At 68.4% G+C, this 24,284-nt stretch carries 23 protein-coding genes and 2 pseudogenes; 18 read left to right on the top strand and 7 right to left on the bottom strand.

The window, feature by feature from the left end:
• Positions 1 to 101: 101 nt before the first annotated feature.
• Positions 102 to 1,217, bottom strand: a complete 1,116-nt coding sequence (gene tal, locus AB0K02_RS14845) for a transaldolase (protein WP_365992814.1) — start codon at positions 1,215 to 1,217, stop codon at positions 102 to 104.
• 218 nt (positions 1,218 to 1,435) lie between these two features.
• Positions 1,436 to 1,873, bottom strand: a complete 438-nt coding sequence (locus AB0K02_RS14840; protein ID WP_365992813.1) for a hypothetical protein — start codon at positions 1,871 to 1,873, stop codon at positions 1,436 to 1,438.
• 83 nt (positions 1,874 to 1,956) lie between these two features.
• On the opposite strand from AB0K02_RS14840, the gene AB0K02_RS14835 reads away from it, so the two are divergent.
• From AB0K02_RS14835 to AB0K02_RS14815, 5 genes and pseudogenes are all read left to right on the top strand, one after another.
• Positions 1,957 to 2,661: a helix-turn-helix domain-containing protein gene (locus AB0K02_RS14835; protein ID WP_365992812.1), complete on the top strand. Its 705-nt coding sequence runs from the start codon at positions 1,957 to 1,959 to the stop codon at positions 2,659 to 2,661.
• A 54-nt stretch (positions 2,662 to 2,715) separates the two neighbouring features.
• A complete protein-coding gene (gene folE / locus AB0K02_RS14830) occupies positions 2,716 to 3,402 on the top strand; it encodes a GTP cyclohydrolase I FolE (protein WP_365992811.1) in 687 nt (228 codons plus the stop codon).
• A 415-nt stretch (positions 3,403 to 3,817) separates the two neighbouring features.
• Positions 3,818 to 4,225: a DUF3592 domain-containing protein gene (locus tag AB0K02_RS14825; RefSeq protein ID WP_365992810.1), complete on the top strand. Its 408-nt coding sequence runs from the start codon at positions 3,818 to 3,820 to the stop codon at positions 4,223 to 4,225.
• Positions 4,226 to 4,469: 244 nt separating this feature from the next.
• Entirely contained in the window at positions 4,470 to 5,237 is a 768-nt protein-coding gene (locus AB0K02_RS14820) for a MerR family transcriptional regulator (protein ID WP_365992809.1), read from the top strand.
• Between the two features lie 282 nt (positions 5,238 to 5,519).
• Positions 5,520 to 5,750, top strand: a pseudogene (locus tag AB0K02_RS14815) (transposase); the annotation flags it as partial.
• Positions 5,751 to 5,924: 174 nt separating this feature from the next.
• Here AB0K02_RS14815 and AB0K02_RS14810 read toward each other — a convergent pair.
• The gene (locus AB0K02_RS14810) at positions 5,925 to 7,157 is read right to left on the bottom strand and encodes a cytochrome P450 (RefSeq protein WP_365992808.1); all 1,233 of its coding nucleotides are present in this window, start codon (positions 7,155 to 7,157) and stop codon (positions 5,925 to 5,927) included.
• 444 nt (positions 7,158 to 7,601) lie between these two features.
• On the opposite strand from AB0K02_RS14810, the gene AB0K02_RS14805 reads away from it, so the two are divergent.
• On the top strand, positions 7,602 to 7,742 hold the full coding sequence (locus tag AB0K02_RS14805) for a hypothetical protein (protein WP_365992807.1): 141 nt from the start codon (positions 7,602 to 7,604) through the stop codon (positions 7,740 to 7,742).
• Between the two features lie 43 nt (positions 7,743 to 7,785).
• On the top strand, positions 7,786 to 8,313 hold the full coding sequence (locus AB0K02_RS14800) for a hypothetical protein (RefSeq protein ID WP_365992806.1): 528 nt from the start codon (positions 7,786 to 7,788) through the stop codon (positions 8,311 to 8,313).
• Between the two features lie 174 nt (positions 8,314 to 8,487).
• Here AB0K02_RS14800 and AB0K02_RS14795 read toward each other — a convergent pair whose 3' ends face one another.
• From AB0K02_RS14795 to AB0K02_RS14785, 3 genes are all read right to left on the bottom strand, one after another.
• On the bottom strand, positions 8,488 to 9,465 hold the full coding sequence (locus AB0K02_RS14795) for an alpha/beta fold hydrolase (protein WP_365992805.1): 978 nt from the start codon (positions 9,463 to 9,465) through the stop codon (positions 8,488 to 8,490).
• A gap of 1,018 nt (positions 9,466 to 10,483) precedes the next feature.
• Positions 10,484 to 11,065, bottom strand: a complete 582-nt coding sequence (locus tag AB0K02_RS14790; protein ID WP_365992804.1) for a protoglobin domain-containing protein — start codon at positions 11,063 to 11,065, stop codon at positions 10,484 to 10,486.
• A 211-nt stretch (positions 11,066 to 11,276) separates the two neighbouring features.
• The gene (locus AB0K02_RS14785; protein WP_365992803.1) at positions 11,277 to 11,495 is read right to left on the bottom strand and encodes a hypothetical protein; all 219 of its coding nucleotides are present in this window, start codon (positions 11,493 to 11,495) and stop codon (positions 11,277 to 11,279) included.
• 343 nt (positions 11,496 to 11,838) lie between these two features.
• Here AB0K02_RS14785 and AB0K02_RS14780 point away from each other — a divergent pair, with 343 nt between their 5' ends.
• From AB0K02_RS14780 to AB0K02_RS14745, 8 genes and pseudogenes are all read left to right on the top strand, one after another.
• Positions 11,839 to 14,337 (top strand): helix-turn-helix domain-containing protein, encoded by a 2,499-nt coding sequence (locus tag AB0K02_RS14780; protein WP_365992973.1) that lies wholly within the window; start codon positions 11,839 to 11,841, stop codon positions 14,335 to 14,337.
• A gap of 835 nt (positions 14,338 to 15,172) precedes the next feature.
• Complete coding sequence (locus AB0K02_RS14775) at positions 15,173 to 15,613, top strand: heparin lyase I family protein (protein WP_365992802.1); 441 nt, start codon at positions 15,173 to 15,175, stop codon at positions 15,611 to 15,613.
• 226 nt (positions 15,614 to 15,839) lie between these two features.
• Positions 15,840 to 16,022, top strand: a complete 183-nt coding sequence (locus tag AB0K02_RS14770; RefSeq protein ID WP_365992801.1) for a hypothetical protein — start codon at positions 15,840 to 15,842, stop codon at positions 16,020 to 16,022.
• 332 nt (positions 16,023 to 16,354) lie between these two features.
• Positions 16,355 to 16,570: a hypothetical protein gene (locus tag AB0K02_RS14765; protein WP_365992800.1), complete on the top strand. Its 216-nt coding sequence runs from the start codon at positions 16,355 to 16,357 to the stop codon at positions 16,568 to 16,570.
• 40 nt (positions 16,571 to 16,610) lie between these two features.
• Positions 16,611 to 17,207: an HD domain-containing protein gene (locus AB0K02_RS14760; RefSeq protein ID WP_365992799.1), complete on the top strand. Its 597-nt coding sequence runs from the start codon at positions 16,611 to 16,613 to the stop codon at positions 17,205 to 17,207.
• 629 nt (positions 17,208 to 17,836) lie between these two features.
• Positions 17,837 to 19,561, top strand: a complete 1,725-nt coding sequence (gene metG / locus AB0K02_RS14755) for a methionine--tRNA ligase (RefSeq protein ID WP_365992798.1) — start codon at positions 17,837 to 17,839, stop codon at positions 19,559 to 19,561.
• A gap of 224 nt (positions 19,562 to 19,785) precedes the next feature.
• Positions 19,786 to 20,077: pseudogene (locus tag AB0K02_RS14750) on the top strand (IS21 family transposase); the annotation flags it as partial.
• Between the two features lie 78 nt (positions 20,078 to 20,155).
• Positions 20,156 to 20,383: a hypothetical protein gene (locus AB0K02_RS14745; RefSeq protein ID WP_365992797.1), complete on the top strand. Its 228-nt coding sequence runs from the start codon at positions 20,156 to 20,158 to the stop codon at positions 20,381 to 20,383.
• 403 nt (positions 20,384 to 20,786) lie between these two features.
• Here the strand turns inward: AB0K02_RS14745 and AB0K02_RS14740 are convergent, their stop codons facing one another.
• Positions 20,787 to 21,539, bottom strand: a complete 753-nt coding sequence (locus AB0K02_RS14740) for a helix-turn-helix domain-containing protein (protein WP_365992796.1) — start codon at positions 21,537 to 21,539, stop codon at positions 20,787 to 20,789.
• A gap of 223 nt (positions 21,540 to 21,762) precedes the next feature.
• On the opposite strand from AB0K02_RS14740, the gene AB0K02_RS14735 reads away from it, so the two are divergent.
• Genes AB0K02_RS14735 through AB0K02_RS14725 form a run of 3 tightly spaced genes read left to right on the top strand, consistent with a single transcriptional unit; the run spans position 21,763 to position 24,207 of the window.
• Entirely contained in the window at positions 21,763 to 22,431 is a 669-nt protein-coding gene (locus AB0K02_RS14735) for a DUF4097 family beta strand repeat-containing protein (RefSeq protein WP_365992795.1), read from the top strand.
• A 28-nt stretch (positions 22,432 to 22,459) separates the two neighbouring features.
• Positions 22,460 to 23,422, top strand: a complete 963-nt coding sequence (locus tag AB0K02_RS14730; protein WP_365992794.1) for an ATP-binding cassette domain-containing protein — start codon at positions 22,460 to 22,462, stop codon at positions 23,420 to 23,422.
• On the top strand, positions 23,419 to 24,207 hold the full coding sequence (locus tag AB0K02_RS14725; RefSeq protein ID WP_365992793.1) for an ABC transporter permease: 789 nt from the start codon (positions 23,419 to 23,421) through the stop codon (positions 24,205 to 24,207). Before AB0K02_RS14730 ends, AB0K02_RS14725 begins: the two co-directional genes overlap by 4 nt.
• Positions 24,208 to 24,284 lie beyond the last annotated feature (77 nt).

Genomic DNA, 24,284 nt, shown 5'->3' with positions numbered 1-24,284 from the left:
CGCCATTGGCGCTGCGCTGCGGGCAATTGAGGTGCTTCCCGGTGTGTCTGCCGATCGGTGGTCGCACGGGGCGGGGGCGCCGGGTCGGCGGCTCGACCGCATCAGGCAGCGGCGCGCTTGGTGTGCAGTTCGGTGTCCAGTTGCTCGAACAGTGCGTTGGCCGCGGCCGTGAACGTGGCTGTGCCCTCATCCTCCAGGACACGCACCACGTCGTCATAGGACACGCCGAGCGCCTCCAGGTCATTCAGTACCTGCTGGGCCTGCGCATATGTGCCATGGACGGTGTCCCCCTGGATGCGGCCGTGGTCCGCGACCGCGCGCAGGGTCTGCTCCGGCATGGTGTTGACCACGCCTGACACCACCAGGTCGTCGACGTAGCGGGTGTCGGCGTAGGCGGGGTCCTTCACCCCCGTGGAGGCCCACAGCGGGCGTTGCGGACGCATCCCGGCCGCCTCCAGGGCCCTCCATCGGTCTGATGCCCGGGCCCGCTCGAACCGCTGGTAGGCCAGGCGTGCGTTGGCGACCGCGGCCTGCCCGCGCAGCTCCTGTGCTTCGGGCGTGCCGATCTCGTCCAGTCGGCTGTCGATCTCGGTATCCACTCGGCTGACGAAGAAGGAAGCCACCGATGCGATGGACGCCAGGTCACGTCCCTCCGCGTGTGCCCGGCCCATGCCGTTCTCGAAGGCGCGGAGCACCTGGTCGTAGCGGTCCAGGGAGAAGATCAGAGTCACGTTGATGCTGATGCCCTCGGCGAGTGCGGTGCTGATCGCCTCCAGGCTCTCCTGCGTCGCTGGGATCTTCACGAACAGGTTCGGCCGGTCCACCAGCCACCACAGGGCCCGTGCCTCGGCGACCGTTGCCGCCGTGTCGTGGGCGACGCGCGGGTCCACCTCGAGCGACACTCGTCCGTCGACCCCGTCACTGGCCTCGTACACCGGGCGCAGGATGTCGCAGGCCCAGCGCACGTCGAACGCGGTCAGCAGCCGGACGGCTTCCTCGACCCGCACCCCGCGCCGGGCCAAATCACCGACCTGCCCGTCGTAGCGGGCACCCGAGCGGATCGCCTTGGCAAAGATCGTCGGGTTGCTGGTGATGCCCACCACCCGCTGTTCACCCACCAGGCCGGCCAGCTGGCCACCGGCGAGCCGCTCCCGGCTCAGATCATCCAGCCAGACCGCTACGCCTTCGGCGGCCAGCCGGTCCAGGTTCTCACTCATGGCCTTCTCCTTTCGGGCGATGCCTCCACGTACTTCCCGGGCCATCTGTGCGGGCGGCACACAACTCCGCCCAGGAGGCGGGCGACCCCGTCGGCGATCGATGCCGGGCAGATTCGTGGCGGCGGCTGCGGCTTGTCGCGGCTGCCACGGCGAGCCATGCGGGTGGGCCGATAGAGGGGCCCGCCCGCAGGGCCGCCTTCTGCGGCTGCTGGCTGCCGTCAGTGCGACGGCTGCTTGCCGTGGTAGCGCTGGGCGAGCCGGGCCAGGGCCACCGCGCCGAGCAGGAGGCCGAAGTCGCGCAGCGCGATGTCGTAGTGCCCGGGGATGGTCAGCAGGCTGATGATGATGCCGGCGAGCCATCCGGCGACCAGCCAGCCCCCGAAGCGCGGGACCAGGGCGACGACGATGCCGGCCACGATCTCGATGACACCGACGGCGTACATGGCCGCCTGGGCGCTGCCCGGGACGATGTCGTTGATCCACGGGGCGAGGTAGACGGGCCAGTCCACGAGCAGGTTCGTGAACTTGTCCAGCCCGAACAGGATCGGCGCCAGGGTGAAGCCGGTGCGGAGGATGACGAACGCCTGGTAGCCGGGGTCCGTGAGCGCGGCCCGCCGCGGGGTGACGGACGTGGCGGTGCTGGTTGGGGACGACATGACGCCCTCCTTCTATCGACAACTCTTACTGGCAATAGAAGTACGCAAACCTTCTTTAGTCAATGGTTTTGTGTTTTACACTGGTGTTCGTGGACGACCCGAAAGAAGCACCCAGCACCGATGTCTCCGCCGTGGCCGCGCTCGACGAGCCGACCCGCAGGAGGCTCTACGACCACGTCGTGCGCCAGCCGGGACCGGTCAGCCGCGACGAAGCCGCCGAAGCCCTCGGCGTTGCCCGGCCGACCGCGGCCTTCCACCTGGACCGCTTGGCCGAGGAATCACTCCTCGACGTCGTCTACGAGCGGCGCAGCGGACGCACCGGCCCGGGAGCCGGCCGGCCGGCCAAGCTGTACAAGCGCTCCAGCAAGCAGGTCACCGTCAGCCTCCCCGAGCGGCACTACGAACTGGCCGGGCGGCTCCTGGCCCAGGCCCTGGAGGAATCCGAGGCAACGGGTGAACCGGTGCGGATCGTCCTGCACCGAAAGGCACACGAGCTGGGCAGACAGCTCGCCGGACAGGAGCAGGTGGGTGTCTTCGACCTGCTGGAGGGCAACGGGTTCGAACCCCGCTACGACGGTGACGCCATCGTCCTGGGCAACTGCCCCTTCCACGCGCTCGCCCGCGACCACACCCGGACCGTGTGCGGCATGAACCTCCATCTGCTGCGCGGCGTGCTGGAAGGACTCGACGAAGAAGGGCTCCAGGCGTGCCTGGAGCCCAGCCCTGGCCACTGCTGCGTCCGCCTGCAGCCTGCTCCATCACCGCCCACGAGGCCGCGGCGCCCCTGAGAACTGCCACCACCTGCCGCCCGCAGGACCTTGCCCACCTACGAGGAGTACGTCATGGACTTCACCACACCGGCCCCGTACACGGCAGTGGATGAAACCGGCATCTCCACCGGCTTCGCCGCCATACCCGCGCCCCAGAGCACGACGCCGTCCGTCACCCCGTTGCGCGTCGTCCACGACACCGGCGGCATCGATCTGGCCGAAGCCGAACGCGCCGCCGCCCAGTTCCTTGATGCGCTCGGCATCGACACCGGTACCGAGAGCCTTCTCAACACTCCCGGCCGCATGGCCCGAGCCTACGCCGAACTGTTCAGCCCGCGCCCCTTCGACCTGACGACCTTCCCCAACGACGAGGGATACGACGAGTTGGTGTTGGCACGCAGCATCCCTGTGCGATCGGTGTGCGAGCACCACATGCTGCCCGTCGTCGGCACCGCCCATGTCGGCTACCTTCCCGGCCACCGCATCCTCGGCCTGTCCAAACTCGCCCGTGTCGTCGAACACTTCGCCTGCCGCCCTCAGGTTCAAGAACGCCTGACCAAGCAGGTCGCCGACTGGCTGCAGACTCAGCTGGAGCCCAAAGGCGTCGGCGTCGTGATCGAAGCCGAACACACCTGCATGACCCTGCGCGGCGTCCAAGCCACCGGCTCCAGCACCCTCACCTCCACCCTGCTCGGCACACTCCGCCACGACGCCCGCTCCCGGGCCGAATTCCTCTCGCTGACCGGCCTGACCGCCTGACAGGTCGCCATGGTCGCGCTCGACGGCTTCACTCGAGACCAGCCGGTCGGTGTCGTCGGCCGCATCCGCCCTCGCCCGTGCGGCCTGGAGCATCCGAGTGAACGTGCCGTCCTTGCCCCCGGCGGAAACGAGTGTGCAGCGTGGCTCACGGCCCGTACCGCGCGGGTACGTCTCGCCAGGCCAGCCCCGGCCTGAAACTTCCCCACGATCCCGTTGAGGATCGTCCGGCCCTCCAGCCGCTTCCGGCCCCGCAACGACTCCGGCAGCGTTTGGCCGGACGAACTTCCGCTCCGCATAAGACAGTTCATGACGACGTATCACCAGCCATGATCCACCACCCGAATCACGTGACGATGCGCCCGGCGGCAGTGACGGTACGGCCTGTCGCCTCCGAGGGGCGCTGTAGCCTGCCCGCGTGAACGTGGACCAGATCCTCATGGCACCTTTCATCCCGGTGTCGGCAGGGCTCTCGGGTTGGGCCTTTGTGAAGGCGTGGACCAACTTCCGCCTCCTCACACAAGGGCAGTGGATCGAGGCGGAGATCGTCTACGTCCGGGAGGACACGGACGGCGACGGCGACCCCCGTTTCTGTCCCGAGGTCGCCTTCACCCCTCAGGACAGCGATGAGGTCCGGGTCGAATCCAAGGTCGGCCGGCTGTATCCGATCGACTACCCGGCGCGGATACGCGTCCGGTACGACCCAGCCAAGCCCCGACGTGCCCGTCTGCAGGGCTACGGCGAACCTGGCCTGTTCGCATCCCTGATGAGCGGGGTCGCCGGGGCCTTCGCCGCCGTGTGGCTGTTCCTGGACCTCTTCACCTGATTGTGTCGCTCTTCCGCACCACTTGGCCGCCGGCACGGCCCAGGAACAGGTTCTTGATCAGGCCGCCATCGCCCCCGCGGTCATGGCGTTGGCCTGACACTTTGACGACGGATCCTCGGCCTGTCCGACGGGTCAGGCCCTGGTGCGTGTCCCACAGGGCTTCGGGCTTGCGCTTTCCGTTGCGGCAACTTCTACGGTCATGTGTGTGGCCGGAGAGACCGGCCCGGCGAGGGAGGCACCGGCAATGGCCTGGTCGATCGCGGAGGTGGCGCGGATGTCCAAGGTGACATCGCGGACGCTGCGGCATTACGACGAGATCGGTCTGCTGCCGCCGGCATGGATCGGGAGCAACGGGCACCGCTACTACGAGGAGGCCGATCTGCTGCGGTTGCAGCAGATCCTGCTGATGCGGGAGCTGGACCTGGGGCTGCGCGAGATCCAGGCGGTCCTGGACAGCCGGCTCGACCAGGTGGCCGTGCTCCGTGCGCACCACCAACGGCTGCTCGCGGAACGGGACCGGCTGGAGACGCTGGCCCGTACGGTCGGCCGCACCATCGCCGAACTGGAAGAAGGTGAGGGCAAAAGCCATATGACGAAGAAGATCAACAAGCCGGAGAACCTGTTCGAGGGGTTCCAGGCGCCCTCCGAGGCCGAGGCCGAGGTACGGGAGCGGTGGCCGCAGGCGTGGGAGCAGTCCCGGCCGGCCGTCGAGGCGATGACCTCAAAGGACACGGAGCGCTGGCAGCGTGAGGTGACGGCGCAGATGATCCGTATGGCGGAGTTCATGGTGGCCGGCACGCCGGTGTCCGACCCTGCGGTACAGGCCGAGGTGCACGCCAACTATCAGGGCATCTGCCGGTTCTGGACCCCGACCGCGGCCGCGTACAAGGGAGTGGGCCAGGCCTATGTCGACGACCCGCAGATGCGGGCCAACTTCGACAAGATCGCCGACGGGCTCGCCGTCTACCAGCGCGATGCGATGACCGTGTACGCCGATGCCCGGCTGAGCTGACCGCACGCGCCCAACACTCCAGCTGTAGATCTTGATCACGGTTGCTGACGGCGGGTGGACCAGGGTCGGTCGAGCAGGCACCATGCCTCGATGAGCATCATCATCAAGTTCTTCGTGGCACCGAGTCACGAAGCTGCGGCTGCGGTCGTGGACAGCGGCCGCGACGGGGCTTCCGGGGCGCCGGAGTAGACCCTGCCCGCCGGCAGGAGGCGTTCGAGGGCCTGATGGCCCGGATAGCGGGGCCAGTTCGCTCGGGTCGAACCCCGGCGTCGGGTACGGGACTTGGTACGGGGGATGCTGTCGGACCAGCCACGCAAGAACTGCCGAACGATCGCCGAGTGGGCCGGGGAGGCCAGACCTGACGGCATGCAGCACCTGCTCAGCCGGGCCAAGTGGGATGCCGACCGGGTGCGCGATGACGTGCGCCAGTACGTGGTGGAGCACCTGCACGACCCGGAGGCGGTCCTCGTGGTCCACGAGACCGGCGACGTGAAGAAGGGCACCCGGACCGTCGAGCGCAGTGACGATCTGGACGGCAGGTTTCGGCGTGCCGGAGCGGGCGGCGGCTCGCTCCGGCGAAGCCACCGGCCTCCACTTCCAGGCCCGGGGCAGCGCCGCCCGGCCGGGCTGAGTGGTGTGAGGGGGAGGCAGCGGCGGTCATGACGGCTTTCCTGATGAGTTGGGGGATCAGCGGGCGGCCGGTCGCAGGCGTACAGGCAGGGCCTGGTGCCCGTTGCTGATCAGGGACGGCAGTGGCTTCAGCTCCTCGGCGGGCACGGCGAGTTCGATCTCGGGAAAGCGCTCGAAGAGCTGCTGAAGGGCGGTAGCGACTTCGAGGCGGGCGAGCGGGGCGCCGAGGCAGAAGTGCACGCCGTGTCCGAAGGCCAGGTGCTCCTTCGTCGGTCGGGTCAGGTCGAAGCAGTCGGCGGATTCCCCGTGCCAGTCGGGGTGGCGGTTGGCGGCGGCATAGGAGGCGAGGATCGCTTCGCCCTGGGCGATCGTCTGCCCGTCCGGCAAGTGGATGTCCGTGAGGGCGTAGCGCAGGGGCAGGTGCTTGACCGCGGGCTCGTGCCGCAGGGTCTCCTCGACGACGCTGTTCCAGTCGGCGCGGCCGGACTGGAGGTGGGCGAGCTGCTCGGGGTTGGTCAGCAGGGCGGTGACCGCCTGGTCGATCACGTTGACGGTGGTCTCGTATCCGGCGGAGATCATGAGCAGGAGCGTGTCACGCAACTCGTTGTCCGTGAGGGCGCTGCCGTCACCTTCGTTGTCGCGGGAGGCGATGAGGAGGGAGGTCATGTCGTCGCCGGGCTCGGCGCGTTTGGCCGCGATCAGCTGGTCGAGGGCCTCGTACAGGGCGGCTGTGTTCGCGGTGGCCTGTTCGGTGGTGAGGGTGGTGTCGAAGACGCCGTCGACTTCGGCGCGGAAGCCGTCACGCTGGTCGTCGGGGACGCCCATGAGCTGGCCGATCACCTCGATCGGCAACGGGTAGGCGAGGTGTTTGCGCAGGTCGACCGCTTCACCGGCCGGCTTGGAGTCGAGGTCGTCGAGGAGTGCGGTGATGACCTTCTCGACTGCGGGCCGCATGGCCTGGATGCGGCGGGCGCTGAACGCCGGCGCGACCATACGGCGGAGCCTTCGGTGGTCTCCGCCGTAGGCGGTGAACATGTTGTTCACGGCGATCCACAGGGCGAGGGGCCAGGTGGAGACGGTCTCGGCGAAAGCCGGCCAGTGGGCGCGGGCGTCCTTGGAGACCTGCGGGCTGGTGAGGAGTTCCTTGAGGAGAGAGGGATCGGTGACGGACCACGCGGTCACACCGAGGATGTCCACGCGGGTGGCCGGACCGCGGGCGCGCAGGGCCTGGTGCTCCGCATGGTGGTCGGAGCCGGTGGGGTCCAGGACGAGTATCGGCTGCTCAGACACTGCGTTCTCCTTCAGTGGGGCAGTCGGCAATGGGACGGCGAGGGCTTCCAAGGCGCGGTGGAAGGGCCCGGGCTGCCAGCCGCGGCTCAGCGGCGGGGAGGTCTGTTCCGGGGCATGGCATCGAGCAGGTAGCTGATCGCGGTCTCGGCGACGAGGCAGGTGTCGGAGCGGGCCGGGCAGGTGTGGGGCCGATGCTCCATGCCAGGGGCGCGGGTGCCGCCAATTCGGCCCCGGCCGTGGGTCACTTGGGGGTCGTTGTTGCAGGCTGCCATCGGAAATGACGACGGGCTGTCTCGTCGGGAACAGGGCGGCATCAATGTCCGCGGGGTAGGGGGACAGGTGATGCAGTGGTTCGCCAGCGGCGGGTCAGTCTAGAGGAGGGTGCCGAGAGCGTCACGCGCCGTGGTCCGGTCTGCGTGCAGGCTGGCTGAAAAACCGTCTGCGGTGAGCTTCCCCCGCCTGCGCCAGTTCGCCACCCAGCTCAAGGACAAGCTCCTCGAGGCCGGCACCACCATCGCGGCCACGATGGGAGGAGACCACTGTGCGCGGGTGCTGGAACCGTGCGGCTGCTGCAGGTGTGAGTGACGACAACGGCTCTTGTCGCTTCTCTCGAAGGGAGAGGTCGGAGATGATCTCACTGCTGGCGGTGACACTGGGAGCGGTCATCGCACTCGCCGCAACCTTGTTGGCGGAGTCGATAAGGACTCGTCGGGAACGTGCCGCCGTCCTCACCACGTTGCGCCACGACGCCTACCTCGGCTTCGTCTTGGCGGCCGTGCGGGCCAACGACGCCCTGCACGCCATCTCCGTCGGCGACCGGGGCGGCGACGCCTGTGTCGCTGAGGCGATGCGGGACTCCGGCCTCTACCCTGCGCGGGAACGTTTGCTGGTCACAGGATCCCCGGAGATGGTGCTCGCGAGTGAGGCCGCGTTCCGCACTCTCCTGGATGTCCGCGACGCCGTGGTGCAGGGAATGCCTCTGGCCTGGCCCGACTACCGTCCGGCCGCCGACGGGATGGCCAAGGGGGTGTGGGCGCTGCGCCAGGCCGCCCGGCGCGAGTTCGAGGGCAGGCCGCTGGATCTGGAGCGGCTGGCGGCCGTCCAGAGCGCGGGAATCGCCGAACGCCTCCTGCCGCTGCCGGATCCCGCGCCGTGACGGGCTCCGGTGGCACCGGGGCAGCGGTCAGACGTGCGGGGGGCATGAACGGCTGGTTGAGTCCAGCTCAGCGCTCGCGGTGATGGTCGGCATCGTCCCGTTGGCACGTGCTCCCGGATGATGGGCACTGCCGGATGGCGGCAGCAGCCACTGACGATGCCCGCCGTGCGTTGCTCAGCTCTGGCTGGGCGTCGGTGGGGGTGAGGCAGGCGGGAAAGACGTGACGGCCTCGACCAGGGCGTCGCACCCTTCCCAGTTGAGCATGTGGCCGGCGTCGGGCACGGTGATCAGTCGTGCGCCGGGAATTCCGGCGGCGAGGCGCCGGGAGTGGCTCGGCGGGGTGGAGCGGTCGGCGGAGCCGACCATCACGATGCTCGGCACCCTCACCTCGCCCAGGCGCGGGTAGCGGTCCTCGCGGGCGAAGGCCCGCAGGATCGGCAGCAGCGGGCGATGGTTCTGGCGGAGGAACACCTCCCGATAGACAGCGATCATTGCCGGTGAGGGCCGTTTGCCCGACTGAATGGCTCCGAACAGCACGCCGCCGGTGCGGGTACGTGCCCACCTTTGGAGGAGGCCGCTCTCCAGCAGGGGTATCTGCAGCCGGTTCTGAGGCGCCCCGTCGTAGATCCGCCCCGCCCAGGTCGCGAACAGCACCAGTCCGCGAAGACGTGGAGCGAGACGGGGATGGTCGAGCAGCGCGCGGATCGCGACGAACCCGCCCATCGAGTGGCCGACCAGCACTCCGTCCTGTACGCCGAAGTGCTCCAGAACGGCCGCATAGTCCCCGGCCATGGCCCGGGAGCCGGCACCGTCCTGGCCGAGCGTGGAGCCTTCATGACCGCGCTGGTCGAAGACGATGACGCGGCGCCCCCGCGCCCGAAGGGCCTGAGCGACGAGGTTCCACTCCAGCAGCGACACACCGTACCCATGGGCGAGTACCACCGGCGGGCCCTGCCCCGCGACAATCGCGCGCAGCACCGTCCCGTCAGGGCGAGCAACGGACACCTCCTCACCCTCGGGTTCCCGCGAGAGCCGCTCGTAGGGGAAGGGATCCGGCAGGCGTTCGATCTCCGTGGCCACGGCGCGCGCAGCGAGACCGCACCCCGCGGCTGTGGCGGCCAGGGTGGCGCTCCCCGCGAGTAAGCCCCTCATTGTTCCTCCTGTCGGCACTGTTCACATCCCGCACCATGCGTGTTCATGCCCATGGTCGCCGCTTCAACTCCGGTTCCGCTGCACGCGGTTCAGCCTTGGATCGAGGCAGCAGTCCGCTGACCCTAGCGTCAACCGCAGACGCGATGCCGGGCGCGGCCACGTGATCCGGCCCATGAGGTGATCCGTAAGAAACGGCCTGATCCTCGCATCCGAAGCCGCTGTCGCAGCCCTTGAGCGCGGGGTCCAGTTCGAGGGCCGCACCACACGGACTGCACAGCCGGGTGCCCGGGTGCTGCGCCGCTCAAGGGACGCTCCAGGGACGCTCCAGGCTCACCACTGGCGCTCCGGGCGCTACGCGAAGGGATCCCGTCGAACGCGGCGGGCAGCTGGACGAACGTTCCGTCCTTGTCTCGGCAGTGGACACGGCTGCATAGGAGCCGGCCTGCTGAATCGCGCCCTGGTCGGCTTCGCAGGATGTCCTTGCGGTCCCTTCCCACCACACGAGCGTCTCGTCGCGCGCAGGGGGCTGGCAGCCGATCGAACGGGGACGCTGCGCGCCATGGGGCGGCGACGCGGCGCGCGCAGTGCTCCGCCCCTGGGGGCCAGCAACCGCTGCGGCAGGGGCAAATGGCGCCGTGTCGGGATCGGAGCTGGGAACGGCGGACAGGTCACGGCTGCTCGCCGGCGCCCCCAAGGGCATCGATGGCGTCACTGACCTGAGACCTCGACAGCATCGAGCGGTGCGCCCCGGCGCTCGACCCTGCTGCCAGGCACGGTACCTGCGGCTCGTCCAGGACTGCCCCAACCCCGGGCGCAGCCGACCTGCTGCGCCCCGCCGTCCGGCGGGGGAGTGGCAGCCCCGCCGTGCCGAGAACACCCACCGGAAAGTGAGGCAGACCCCTGACCCACAACCTTTCTCTCTACGTTCTCCCGGGTCGGGGGCGCCGACAACCTCCTGATGGGCCCTTTCGATGCTGCCGGGTATGAGTGACGGCTCCTGGCGCGGACGACGGTTCGATCACCACTTGTCGGCGGCGTACGGCTGGAGCCAAAGCGCGGTCTGCAGCGTCACCGACTTGAACCAGGCTTGGTACATGCGCTCCACAGTCCCTTCGTCGTGGCCCTTGTTCGCCAGGAACGGGCGGATCGTGGCAGTGATCGGGTAGATGAACGCCACCATGTAGCGCAGGGGGATATGGCGTACGGATGCGGCTCCGTCGGTTTGGTTCTTCTTGCCCTGTGTGTGGCGGAGCCCGATCTCGTGCGCGTAGGACAGCCACTCGTCGTCGTGGGGACGATGACAGGTGTCCATGATCCACTGGCCGAATCGCTGCCGTACTCGCGCCAGGTAATCGTCCAGGACCCTCCCATCCGGGGTGGCGAAATAGGCTACGAGGTGCGGATGCGAGGCCACGAATCCGTACCAGACGTCCAGGATGTCCTCAACCTGGTCCTCCAGCACCTCTCCCGCCATGCGCAGGTTCTGCACGTCGTCGGCGGTGAACAGAACGGTCGCTTCCAGCGTGGCCAGCTCATCCCTCGAGACGGGACTGGGTGGAGTGGAGCCGTAGGCGTAACCGGCTGGTGGCTGCGTGGTCATGCGGATCGCCTCTCATGTCTGTCGTCGTCCTATTGAATGCGCCATCACACAGGGGATGGAGAACAGCCACCCCATTGCGGCGTGTCGGACGGTGGTCGCGTGGTTGCTGGGTGCCAAGCTCGCTCGCTTTGCGGCTAAGGGAGTTCGGCGGTGTGTTGGCCTGCCGGCCGCGGGCCGGGAGGCACGCGCCTGAAGCCGCCGCCGCGGGCCATCACCGCCTCGTGGCCGCGAGGACCATGGTGATCAACAAGGCTCCCCCGCTGAAGGCGGCCTGCAGCGCACTGCCTACAGCCGGGTGCTGGTGGGCCACGTATGCCAGGCCGGCCAGCAGGAGGCAGCCCGTCAGTAGCCAGTGAAGGTCGCGTCCGGCGGCCGAGTCGGACCGGGGCGCGGCGTCCGGCGTGGGGTTGCGCTGGTCGTCGTTGCTCATCCTGAGCTCCTTCATGTCGGGCGTGCGCGGCGCACACGAGTGGATCGATACGCGGGTGAAACCTGGAGGCTGCTCTGCGGTGGCGAAAACGCCGTTTTCACCCGGGAGGCACTCCCTCAGGTATGGAATGGCAGCGCAGCCCCGCTCCGGAGCCGCGTCTTATTTCTAGGGCCGGCTGGACGCCGCCGGCCAGGGCGTTCGGACGGCAGTCAACGAGTGAACGCCAGTGAACGGGCAGGAACGAGGAGAGTGCATGCCAGGACGTGGAGGCTTCCAGGTGAGAGGCCCAAGGCGCCCTGATCCCCAGTCGGCGGAGCCGGGGGATCACCACTGGGCGGTGCTGATGCGCCGTGTCTACGACGAGCTCTACGGGCGGGGTGATCCGGTTGAGCGGCCCACCCTGACCGCTCTGGCCGACGCGGCCCATGTGCACAAGAGCTACGTCTCACAGATCTTCTCCGGGAAGAAGCACCCCCAACTGGAGGTGTTCCTGTCCCTGGTGCGGGCTCTGGGCGGCAACCCCGCAGAGTGGGAGCCGCGATGGCACGCCGCGGTCGCGCAGACGCGGGCCGGGCAGCCGGCGGACGGCCTGCGACTGCCGGGCGTCGACGACGAACCCCCCGGTGCCACGATCCCTGGCGACGTACCCGATTGGCCTGCCCCTCGCCATCTCACCCGTCGCTTCCTGCGCATGGTCATCGGCTGGCTGGTTACGGTCGCCACCTGGCCGGTGCGGATGCGCAGGGACAAGACAGCAGCGACGCTCAGGCGGAAAATGCTCAAGAGCGTCCGGGCCACGACCTCGGACGAGATCCGCCGTGCCGAGGCCCACTACTACCTCTGCCCCCGGTTCCTGATCTGGCGGGACCCAGAGGGAAGCAGAACCGGCCGGACGCCGCGGGGCAGGAGGACACGGCGTTCCGAGCCCGTTCGCGTGCCGACCTCCGAAACGGACATCCGTGTGCTCTTCGACGACGCCGACGAGATCGTCCTGCTGGGCAGTCCCGGGCTGGGCAAGACCACTCAGCTCGCCCGGCTCGGCCACCAGCTCGCTGTCGAAGCCCTGGAACAGGACAGCAGCGCAGAGCCGTTACCGATACCGGTCTTTCTGAGCCTGGACAGCTACCGCGGGGAACCCATCGAGGAGTGGCTGATCTCGGCGATGGGCCGCGGGCCCTACGAGCTGCCCGCCGTACTCGTGCGCACCTGGCTGAGCCGGCGGCAACTGCTGCCGGTCCTGGACGGTCTGGATGAGGTGCCCGAGGCGGAACGACCTCGCTGCGTCGAGGAGCTGCGCCGTCTGCGGGCGGAGTGCCCCGGCATAGCCATCGGCTGCCGTACCGACGAGGCCGATCTGCGGCGCCTGGCACGCAGCATCGGCGCCCTGCGCTACGCCGAGCTCCTGCCCCCCACGCGCAAGGACGTCCAGGACTTCCTGGCCTCCGACATCGAAGCCCTCAAAGACGTGAGCGCCGCCCTGGGCAGCGACCCGGACCTGTGGCCGCTGCTGCAGTCGCCGGTGATGCTGAACGTGATCCACGTCGCGTACCGCAACCGATCGGCAGCCGAGCTTCGGGAACCGGGCAGTCTGACGGACCGCCGACGTCGCATCTTCGACACCTACGTCCGGCGGTGCCTGGAGGACGGCCGGCCCCGGGGATACGACGATCCGGAGCGCACTCTTCACTGGCTCACCTGGCTCGCCCGCACGCTCACCGAGCGCGGTGAGCACGTGCTTCATCTGGATCGACTGGATCTGACCTGGCTCTCGCCGGCCCAGCAGATCCTGCCGAGGAGTGTTCCGAACGTCGTCATGTCGGCCGTGGCCCTCGGAGTGCCGCTGGGGTGGGTGGTGGTCGCCGCCCAGGCCGGGGTGGTGCGGACGAGCCTGCTCGATGCGGCGGCGTTCGCTCTGGCCATGGCGCTCACCATCGCCGGACAGGCGTACAGGTCCGAGAAGCACTACGCGAAGTCGCCGTCCCACCGGCACTCGACTGGGCCCGACGAACCGGGCAGCATCCTCATCCCCTTCGGGGCGAACACACCCCTGATGCTCTTCAACGTTTTCTGGCTGGTCGTGTTGCTGGGGGCCGATCTGACCGCACCAGGCGTCCTTGTGATCGGACTCGGCTACCTGTGGGTGACCGCCACGCAGTTCGACGCCGCGTTCACCGACGTTTACTCACCGGTCGAACAGCTTAGGTGGACCTGGCGGCGTCAGGAGCGACTGCTCTGGTCGCCGACCAAGCAGAACTACATCCGAGGCATCGTCACCTTGTTCCTTGCGGTGACGAACGTCCTGCTGTTCGGGTACGTCCTCCATCTGCTCTGCCCTGACCCGTGGTGGATCGGTCCGGCAGCGACGCTCTCCCTCGGGGCGCTCTACGCGTTCGGTAACCAGTTCGAGCCATCCCTGCAGGATCGGCGTCCCCGTCCCAATGAAGGAACCCGCCGCACCCTGCGGTTCTCCCTGATCCAGGGCGGGGCCACGTGTCTCCTGATCGGGCCGGCGCTCTTCGCTCTCCTCGCCCTGACCTCACCGGAGGACGACCGACTGCGCACAGCCTGGTTCGTCGCCCTGCTGCTCGGCAGCCTCTACGGTCTGGCCCGCGCCTTCCGCTATGGCGGCCTCGCCATCCTGCGGCACTGGACGATACGCGGTGTCCTGGCATACAGCGGCGGCACGCCATACCGGTACCGCCGCTTCTTGCACGCGGCAGAACGGCGCATCCTGCTGTACCGCGCCGACAGCGGTTTCTCCTTCCCGCACCGCCTGCTTCAACTGCACATGAACACCACGGCGGCGGAACTGCTGCCGCGTGTCACCCCGCGACGCGAGTAGCCGTGCGCGTCAGGGGCGGGATTGCCGGACCTCCATGCCGTAGCGGCGATCCCTCGCGCCGCCCTCGTAGACGTTCGGCACGCGGAGCAGACGTTCCTGCAACTCGCACACTCCGTGGCCACTGTCGCCCTGGCGCAGCACGCCCGTGCCCGGGGTCTCGGGGAGCGGGGGTGTCGGGCAGTGGCCGGTCCGGTTGCGCGGAGGGCCGGGAGCGAACCGCCGATGGGGTTGTCGTGGACCAGCAGCCAGGGGCGAGGATCAGCCCGCTCACGGCGCCCGTCCCGAAGGCTCCGGCGACACGAGTGGACCGCCGAGCGGTGAAACGCCGCCCATGCCCGCGCGCGGGGCGAGGGTCGTCGGCGCCGCGGCGCACGGGTCGAGGAGTTGGTCCGAGGGCGGGGGCCAGGAGCTGGAGGGGCACCGGCAGGGCGGTCCCGGGGCCGGGCCGGTCCTGCGGTACCCGCCTTCCTGCGGGTCGGCCCGGGGCGGAAGGGGAGAGGCAGATCGGGGCGTGCGGGGGACATGGACTTGTCCGGTTCGTCTACGCGTGGTCGCGAAGCGGGTACGGCCGTCGAGGGAGGCGCTATCGGCCATTGGACGGTGGTGCGGACCAAGGCATGGATGCTCCCGCGCGCCGTGCTGTCGGCCCTTGCCCACTGCTCTTCCCGAGGGAAGAGTCGGGGCCCGCAACCGAACCGAAGCATCGCGAAACCGTCCGCTCGGCGTCCCATGGAGGAGTCCCACCATGAAAAGAGCGCGCCCCAGAGCGTGGCTCCTGGCAGTCGTCTCGTCCCTGCTGGCAGCGGGAGTCGCGTTATCACCCGCGCAGACTGCTATGGCCGACCCCGCCGGTGTCCAGCGCACCCTCGACTGGGAGCAGTCGGCCGACCGCACTCTGCCCACCGCAGCACCTGCCAACCTCATCAAGCAGTGGGCCACGTCGTACGGCGCCACGAACGTCACCAGCCCCACACGCGACGGCTCCTACGCAGCCCGTTTCGAGCTCCGCAAATCCGACCCCGTTGTCTCGAGCAGCAAGCGGGCGGAGATATCGCAGCGCGATGAGCAGCCGGCAAATGCCGAGCGGTGGTACGGCTTCAGCATCAATCTCGCGTCCGCATGGGCCCATGACACCTCGGCCGAGATCGTGAGTCAGTGGCATCAGTGTGACGTCGGCTGCCCGGGTGGCTCACCGCCCTTGGCACTTCTGACCGACGACGGGCGCTGGAAGATCGACTTCCGCGGCCAGTTCATCGCCAGGCCACTCGGCCTCTGACGGGTGAGCGTGCACTGTCGGCGCGCGCCGTCCCGGTTGCTGGTCCACCCCGTCGTCGCGGTGAGGGGCGGGGTGGACGGCCACACGCTGAGACCCCCGCACCGCGCGTTCGGCAGCGTCCTCGGGGGCGGTTCGCCAACAAGTCGACCACCGACCCGAGTCGGTCGCTGATCAGCAGGGACGCCACATCCGGGGTGTGGGCCGCGTCCCGGTCCGGTACAGCCTCTTGCTTCCCGGAGTGCGCCTGGGCCAGGTCGCCTCGGGAGGCGGGCACGCCGACGCGTTCTCGCCGTGGGTGCCCGGCGCGCTGCAACTGGGCGAGTTCTCGGGCCATGTCCTCGTTGCGCGTGACGAGGACATGGTGGCGGAGTGGCACGACTCCGGCTATGCGCTCGACACCGCCCGCTGATCCCTCCGGCCCAAATACTGGGCGAGGCACTGCCGTCGGATGACTATCCCCACAACAGCGGGAGCAGCCCTCTTCGTTGTCCGGCGCCATGGGCAAATAGAGCATAGCTACTGCTCCTTGGAGGCCAGGAACGGGGCGAGTGTCTCCGTCGCCTACTGTTCGGCGGCGCCCTTGTCGACGCCGAGCACCTGAGAGCGGGCCGTGCCATCCTGCGCCTTCAGCAGGGCTGGCTCTCTCTGCAGCTCAGGTGGCTCGTGCTGCGGAACTGCTCAGGCAGATCGACTTTCCGGCCCTCCTGGCCGCCCTGCCGACAGGGAACAAAGGCCGCCTCCTTGGTCGGCAACGGCGCGAACAAGATCGCCGCTGGCCCCAAGGAGTACCTGCCGGGGCACTTCAACGCCATGCGCGAGTTCTACCGTGGTGCGACCGAACGGCAGCTTCTGTGGGGCTCTGGTGAGACTGACACGGACGGCCTCACCGTCGGCTCACCTCAGCAGCAGGGGAATTACATGAGCGTCCGCAACGGGGTTGTCCCGTGCTTTCTGTGACTGGCGTTCTCGTGGTTGGTGTGGTGGTTATGCTGTCCGGATGTATGTGCCTTCGGTGGATGAGATTCGTGCGCTGCATTTGAAATATGCTCCGAATGACGCCGCGTTCGGTCTTGTTTTCACGCATTGTGAAATTGTGTGGCGTGTCGCGGAGCGTCTGATTGCGGTTTCTGGTTGTGGTGTTGATGCGGATCTGGTGCGTGCGGGGTGCTTGTTGCACGACATCGGGGTCTACCGCTTGTACGACGTTGAGGGCCGGCTGAACGGGCAGAACTACGTGCGCCACGGCGTGCTGGGGCACGAGGCGTTGGAGGCCGAGGGACTGCCGGAGGTGTTGTGCCGGTTCTGCTCGTGTCACACGGGCGTCGGGCTGAGCAAGGAGGACGTCCTGGCCCAGCGGCTGCCCCTCCCGCCCGCGGACTACCTGGCGGTCACGCCGGAGGAGCGGCTGGTGATGTACGCGGACAAGTTCCACAGCAAGACGACCCCGCCGAAGTTCGTCTCCCCGGACACCTACGCGGCCTATGTGGGTCGGTTCGGCCAGGACAAGGTCGCGGCGTTCCGAGCGCTGCGTGCGGTGTTCGGCGACCCGGAGCTCGAGCATCTGGCCGCAGCGTACGGGCATGCCGTGACCTGAGACGCACCGTCCTCTGCGGCCCTGTTCGCTCCCGGCGCCGACCCCCGGCGCCTTCCGGCTCGGTGCCACGAGCGCTGAGGAACTGTCGGCAGGACGTGCTGGTGCGGGGCCTGCCGTCGCCGCCCGCGGACCAAGGTGGATGAGCGGCCGGTGAGGGACGCGGACATGGCGGCTCCGATGATGGTCCCGGAGCGCCGGGGTGGTTCGCCCGCGCAGGAGGGTTCACCCTTGGTCCATTCCTGCTGTCCCACGCGTCGCGCCGGTGGGCTCGGTCATCAGTGCGCGGCGAGCAACCCTGCCGATTGGACCGACGCGCATAGGCGCCAATAGTCGCTCGTGCCTCGCCGTTTGAAACGACGTCTTAAGATGTGAGTGCCTCGGCCGTACGCGACTCGCTTGGCCGCCTGTCTCGAACGGCCGAGTGCCTTTTGAGCTCTGCGCGGTCTGCCTGCAAACCCGCGGGAGGGCAACCGCCGGTTCGATACGATGTCGGTGACCTGTAGACCTGTTGCGTCATCATGCGTGACATCGATGTGCGGTCGGAATGATCGCATTGGCTGCAGCTTCCCGACTTGGCCCCGCCGGGGCACTGCCACCGGCGCCGTACGCACGAAATGGAGCATCCGAGGATGGCTCGACACCTGGTCACCAGCGCGCTTCCCTACATCAACGGGATCAAGCACCTGGGCAACATGGTCGGGTCGATGCTTCCGGCGGATGTGTACTCCCGGTACCTCCGCCAGCGGGGGCACGACGTCCTCTTCATCTGCGCCACCGACGAGCACGGAACGCCGGCCGAGCTGGCAGCCAAGGAGGCGGGGCTCTCGGTTGCCGATTTCTGTGCTCAGGCCCATGACGCGCAGAAGGCCGTGTACGAAGGGTTCGAGTTGGCCTTCGATTATTTCGGGCGCAGTTCGTCGCAGCAGAACGTCGAGATCACTCAGCACTTCGCGCGCAAGCTGAACGAGAATGGCTTCATCGAGGAGCGCGCGATCCGCCAGGTGTATTCGCCCGTCGACGGCCGTTTCCTGCCGGATCGGTACGTCGAGGGAACCTGCCCGCACTGCGGCTACGACAAGGCCCGCGGCGACCAGTGCGAGAACTGCACCCGCGTCCTCGACCCGACCGACCTGCAAGACCCGCACTCGGCGATCAGCGGCTCCACGGAGCTGGAGATCCGCGAGACCAAGCACCTCTTCCTCCTGCAGTCCAAGCTCCAGCACGAGGTCGAAGCGTGGATCAACGTTGTCAGCGATGAGTGGCCTCACCTGTCCACGGCCATCGCCCGCAAGTGGCTGACCGAGGGACTGAACGATCGCGCGATCACCCGAGACCTGGACTGGGGTGTCCCGGTCCCTGCCGACACCTGGCCGGAGCTCGCTGCTGAGGGAAAGGTCTTCTACGTCTGGTTCGACGCCCCGATCGAGTACATCGGCGCGACGAAGGAGTGGGCGGATGCCGCCTCCGGCGGCGAGAGTCGCGACTGGAAGTCGTGGTGGTACGAGGTTGACGACACCGTCCGCTACACGCAGTTCATGGCCAAGGACAACGTCCCCTTCCACACGGTGATGTTCCCGGCCACCGAACTCGGAGTGCGCGAGCCGTGGAAGAAGGTCGACGTCGTCAAGGGCTTCAACTGGCTGACGTACTACGGCGGTAAGTTCTCCACGTCCCAGAAGCGCGGCGTCTTCACCGACGCGGCCCTGGAGATCCTGCCCGGCGACTACTGGCGCTACTTCCTGATCGCCAACGCCCCAGAGTCCGACGACTCGTCGTTCAGCTGGGAGCACTTCACCGCCACGGTGAACAAGGACCTGGCGGACACCCTCGGCAACTTCGTCAACCGTGTGCTGTCCTTCTCCCGGAAGCGGTTCGGCGACGAGGTCCCGGCAGGTCGCACCGCCGGCGACGCAGAGGGGAAGCTCGGCGAGGAGATCGCGCGTCTGCTCGCCGAGTACGAGGAGCAGATGGAGGCCCTCCAGTTCCGCAAGGCCGCGGCCGCACTGCGCGCCCTGTGGTCCGCGGCCAACGCCTACCTGGAGGAGAAAGCCCCCTGGCTGGAGATCAAGACCGACCCAGATGGTGCCGCGCTGACCCTGCGCACTGCGATGAACCTGATCCACCTGTACGCGATCGTCTCCGAGCCATTCATCCCGGCCACGTCTGCTGCCATGCGCGGTGCCTTCGCACTGGAGGGCGACACCGCGACCTGGGTCACCGCCGAGCAGGCCAAGGCCCTGGACTTCGTTCCGGCAGGGACGGCGTTCACTGTCCCACCGGTGCTCTTCGCGAAGATCACGGACGAGGACCTGGAGTCCTACCGTGACCGCTTCGGCGGCGCCGAGGACGCCTGACCGTATGGGGCTTCCTGCTGGTTCAGTGTCTGGCGAGCCGGCCGACTGTCGTCTGTCTGTGCGGCTCCATCCGCTTCTGGGGCGGCTTGGCTCACCGGGCCGATCTCTGCGTGACTGCTGCTGGCTGCAGTGTCCTCGCCGTCGGCTGCGCATGACGAGTTCGTGCCTGTTGTGGGGTGATGGGCAGCGTGCTGAGGAGATGAGGCGGCAGTCCGACGGACTTCGTCTTCGACCGGACCAAGACCGTCGTCCGCCGGCACGTCGCTCCGGGCGAGGCGGTCCCACTGCAACCGGAGGCAGTCGGGTTCGCCGGCCACCACGACTTCGACATCGACGTCCTGGCCGCCTACCGGCCCACCGGCAAGGGACGCGTCGAACGGCAGGTCCTCATCGTCCGCGACCATGTCCTTTCCGGGCCGGTCCTTCTCCTCCGTCGAGGAGAAGGACGCCGCCTTCACTACCTGGGTCCCGCAGCGACGGGCTCAGGCCCACAGGACTCACCAGCAGATCATCGGCCCCTGGCCGACACCACCACAGCCATCGGCCAGGGACCACTGCCGTCGGCAGTTTCGTAGAACCGAGGGAAGCTGGTAAATGGCACGCACTCGAATTCGTGAGACGACGCAGCGGTGGTGCGCGCGCCACCCCTTCCAGGCAGGACTGGCCGCAGGAACGATCGTCACGCTGGTCTTCGCGATCCTTGCGGGCTGCCACGCGTTGAGCGACATCCTGATCTCCTTCGAAGCGTTTTCGGCCCTGGTCACCCTCACTGCGCTCGGTGAGCGGCGCCGGAGGAAGCGGCTGGACCTGCCTCTGCAATAGCCGATGCCGGGCAGTGGAACCCAGTGCCGGGCGCCCGCAGCAGCAGACGAGCACACAGCCTCGCCAAAGAGCCTTGTCTCCAAGGCGCTGATCAACGGCTCCGGCCCCCCGGTCACGGTCGGCCAGACGGTTGTCTTCCGGCACGCCACTGCCGTATGGAGCACCAATCGCGGCAAGGAGGAGGCCACGCGCATCGGCTCCTCCTGGTCCCAGTGCCGACCGCGCGCCGTGGCCGTGCCCAGCCCCCGTACCCTCGGCCACCCGGTCAGCCACGGAGCTGCGATGAAGGGCTTGCCGACTTCACCGCCCCCGGCATGAACGAGCCCGTCTGGCGGGCGCGATGAAGTCGGCTCAGGTTGAAGGATTCGACGCGGGCACCACTGCTGAGCATCGAGACGGCTGTCTATCCGCGATCTGAACGTGACTCGGCTGTGCCGCCCGTCGTTTCAGCTTTCGTGTAGAGGACTTCGCGGGCCTGCTCCGCGGCACGGGTGATGCTCTCGCTGATGAAGTCGCTGAAGCGGGCGATGTTCTCGAGGCGGGCGGCGGCCGGGGTGTCGGGGCCGAGGATGCCTACGCCCTGCCGTGCGATCTCGGCGATCTGGGCGGTGCCGCGGGCGCTGGCGATCGTTGCCTGGTAAAAGACGTCGTCGTCGACGATGTAGCGCTCGCGGCGGCGTTCGTCGCGTTCCCGTCGGACGAGGCCCTGGCTTTCGAGGAACGTGATGGCTTTGGAGACGGACGCCGGGCTGACCTGGAGGCGCTGGACGAGTTCGGACGCGGTGAGGCTGCCCGCGTCGGTGGTGAAGAGGCAGGTCAGCACCCGGGCCATCATCTTGGGCAGGCCCTGTTGCATGAAGAGGGTGGTGAACGTCTCCTCATACTCGCGCACGGCTGCGGCGCTGCGTCCGTGGGCCTGCGGGGGCACCTGCGGCCCTCGGGGCGTGGGCTGCCTGCGCCGGTGGGCGCGGCGTTCGGTGGCGTGGTGGGCCAGGTCGGCACGGTAGGCGGTGGGGCCGCCGTTGCGCATCACTTCACGCGTGATCGTCGAGGTGGGACGGTGGAGACCTCTGGCGATCTCCGCATAGGCAAGGCCATCGGCCAGCCCCAGCGCGATCTGCTGGCGTTCCTCCTGGGTGAGCCTGCCTCCCGGCATCGCAATCTCCTTCGCGGTTCCTCGATGGCTTCACCATAGCGTTCACTGCCCGGTCATTGCAATGCTCGGGCTGGCTTCCGTTGCATTAAATCCCAATCATTGCAACGATTTCTGCCTCTTGAGCTGCGCTGATGCAGGCGAGGTGCAACAACTATGTTGTCAGATCTGTGAATGCAACGTAGCGTTTCTGCTATTGGAAACAAAGCGCGCAAAGGAGAGCACGATGCACAAGTTCGCGACCCCCGCCCCGATCAACGCCGTGGTGGACGTTCCCGCGGGGCGCATCCAGTTCATCGCCGCCGACCGGGCCGACACCACGGTCGAGGTCCTGCCCGCCAACGCCTCGAAGAGCCGCGACGCGAAGGCGGCGGAGCAGGCCACGGTCGTATACGGCGACGGTGGCCTGCGGATCGAGGCCCTGGGGGCGAAGAACCAGTACTTCGGCCCCTGCGGATCGATCGAGGTGACCATCCAGCTGCCCGCCGGCTCGAACATCGAGGCGAAGGCGGCCGCCGCCGAGTTCCGGGGCGTCGGACGGCTCGGCGACGTCGCCTTCGACGGCGCGACCGGCGCGATCAAGATCGACGAGGCGGCGAGCGTCCGCCTCACCGCCCTCGACGGTGACGTTGTGGTCGGCCGCCTGGGCGGCCCCGGGGAGATCAGCACTCAAAAGGGCGACATCAAGATCACCGAGGCCGTGCGCGGCACGGTCGTGCTGACCACCCAGATGGGCGACGTGTCCATCGGCGCCGCCCACGGAGTGTCCGCCTCCCTGGACGCCGGCACCGGCTACGGCCGGATTCACAACGCGCTCAAGAACACCGACGGCGCCCCCGGCCTGAACATCCGCGCCACCACCTCCCACGGCGACATCACCGCCCGCAGCCTCTGACCCGCAGCCCTCTGAAGGAGCACCCCTCATGACCAACCTGGCCATCGCGGCGAACGGGCTGCGCAAGTCCTACGGCGACAAGGTCGTGCTCGACGGCGTCGACCTGGCCGTCCCGGAAGGAACGATCTTCTCGCTTCTCGGCCCGAACGGCGCCGGCAAGACCACCGCCGTCAAGATCCTCTCCACCCTGATCGGCGCCGACGACGGCGTGATCCGCGTCGGCGGCCACGACCTCGCCGCCGACCCGCAGGTGGTGCGCGCCGCGATCGGGGTCACCGGCCAGTTCTCCGCCGTCGACGGACTGATCACCGGCGAGGAGAACATGCTCCTCATGGCAGACCTGCACCACCTCTCCCGCAGCGAGGGGCGGCGCACCGCCGCCGAACTGCTGGAACGATTCGACCTCACCGACGCCGCGAAGAAGCCAGCCTCCACCTATTCCGGCGGCATGAGGCGCCGCCTGGACATCGCCATGACGCTGGTCGGCAACCCGCGGATCATCTTCCTCGACGAGCCGACCACCGGCCTCGACCCGCGCTCCCGCCACACCATGTGGGGCATCATCCGCGAGCTCGTCACGGGCGGCGTCACCGTCTTCCTCACCACCCAGTACCTGGAGGAGGCCGACGAGCTCGCCGACCGCATCGCCGTGCTCAACGACGGCAAAATCGCCGCCCAGGGCACCGCCGAGGAACTGAAGCGGCTCATCCCCGGCGGACACGTCCGGCTGCGCTTCGAGGACCCCGCGGCGTACGAGCGCGCCGCCGGCGCGCTGAGCGAGACCGTGCGCGACGACCAGGCGCTCACCCTGCAACTCCCCAGTGACGGCACCCAGCGCGAGCTGCGCTCCATCCTCGACTGGCTGGACTCGGCCGGCATCGAGGCCGACGAGCTGACCGTGCACACCCCCGACCTCGACGACGTGTTCTTCGCCCTGACCGGCTCCACCGTGGCCAGCCAGAACAACCAGCCCAAGGAGACCGTCCGATGAGCTCCCTGTCCCTCGCCGTGCGCGACTCGTCCACGATGCTGCGCCGCAACCTCCTGCACGCCCGGCGCTACCCGTCCCTCACCCTGAACCTGCTGCTCACCCCGGTCATGCTGCTACTGCTCTTCGTCTACATCTTCGGCGACACGATGAGCGCCGGCATCGGCGGCGGCGCCGACCGCTCCGAGTACATCGCCTATGTCGTCCCGGGCATCCTGCTGATGACCATCGGCAGCACCGTCATCGGAGCCGCGGTGTCCGTCTCCACCGACATGTCCGAGGGCATCATCGCCCGCTTCCGTACGATGGCGATCCACCGCGGCTCCGTGCTCATCGGGCACGTCGTCGGCAGCGTCCTGCAGTCGATCGCCAGCGTGGTCCTCGTCGGCGCCGTCGCCGTGGCCATCGGCTTCCGCTCCACCGACGCCACGGCCCTGGAGTGGCTGGCGGCGTTCGGGCTGCTCGCGCTGTTCGCCCTGGCGCTCACCTGGATCGCGGTAGGGATGGGCATGGCGAGCCCGAACGCCGAGGCGGCCAGCAACAGCGCCATGCCGCTGATCCTCCTGCCGCTCATCTCCAGCGCGTTCACCCCGATCGACGCGATGCCGGACTGGTTCCAGCCGATCGCCGAGTACCAGCCGTTCACGCCGGCCATCGAAACCCTGCGCGGCCTGCTGCTCGGCAGTGAGATCGGCCACAACGGGTGGCTCGCGGTCGCCTGGTGCATCGGCCTGGCCGTGCTCGGCTACCGCTGGTCGACGGCTTCGTTCAAGCGCGACCCGAAGTAACCGCCATGACAATGCGGGCCGCCTCCCGCAACTCGTCCCCGGTCAGGGCGGCGCACACCGACACCCCGTCGGTGTGC

This window comes from Streptomyces sp. NPDC049597 (assembly GCF_040675505.1).
Taxonomy (GTDB): domain Bacteria; phylum Actinomycetota; class Actinomycetes; order Streptomycetales; family Streptomycetaceae; genus Streptomyces.
This window is presented reverse-complemented; position numbering and strand designations above follow the sequence as displayed.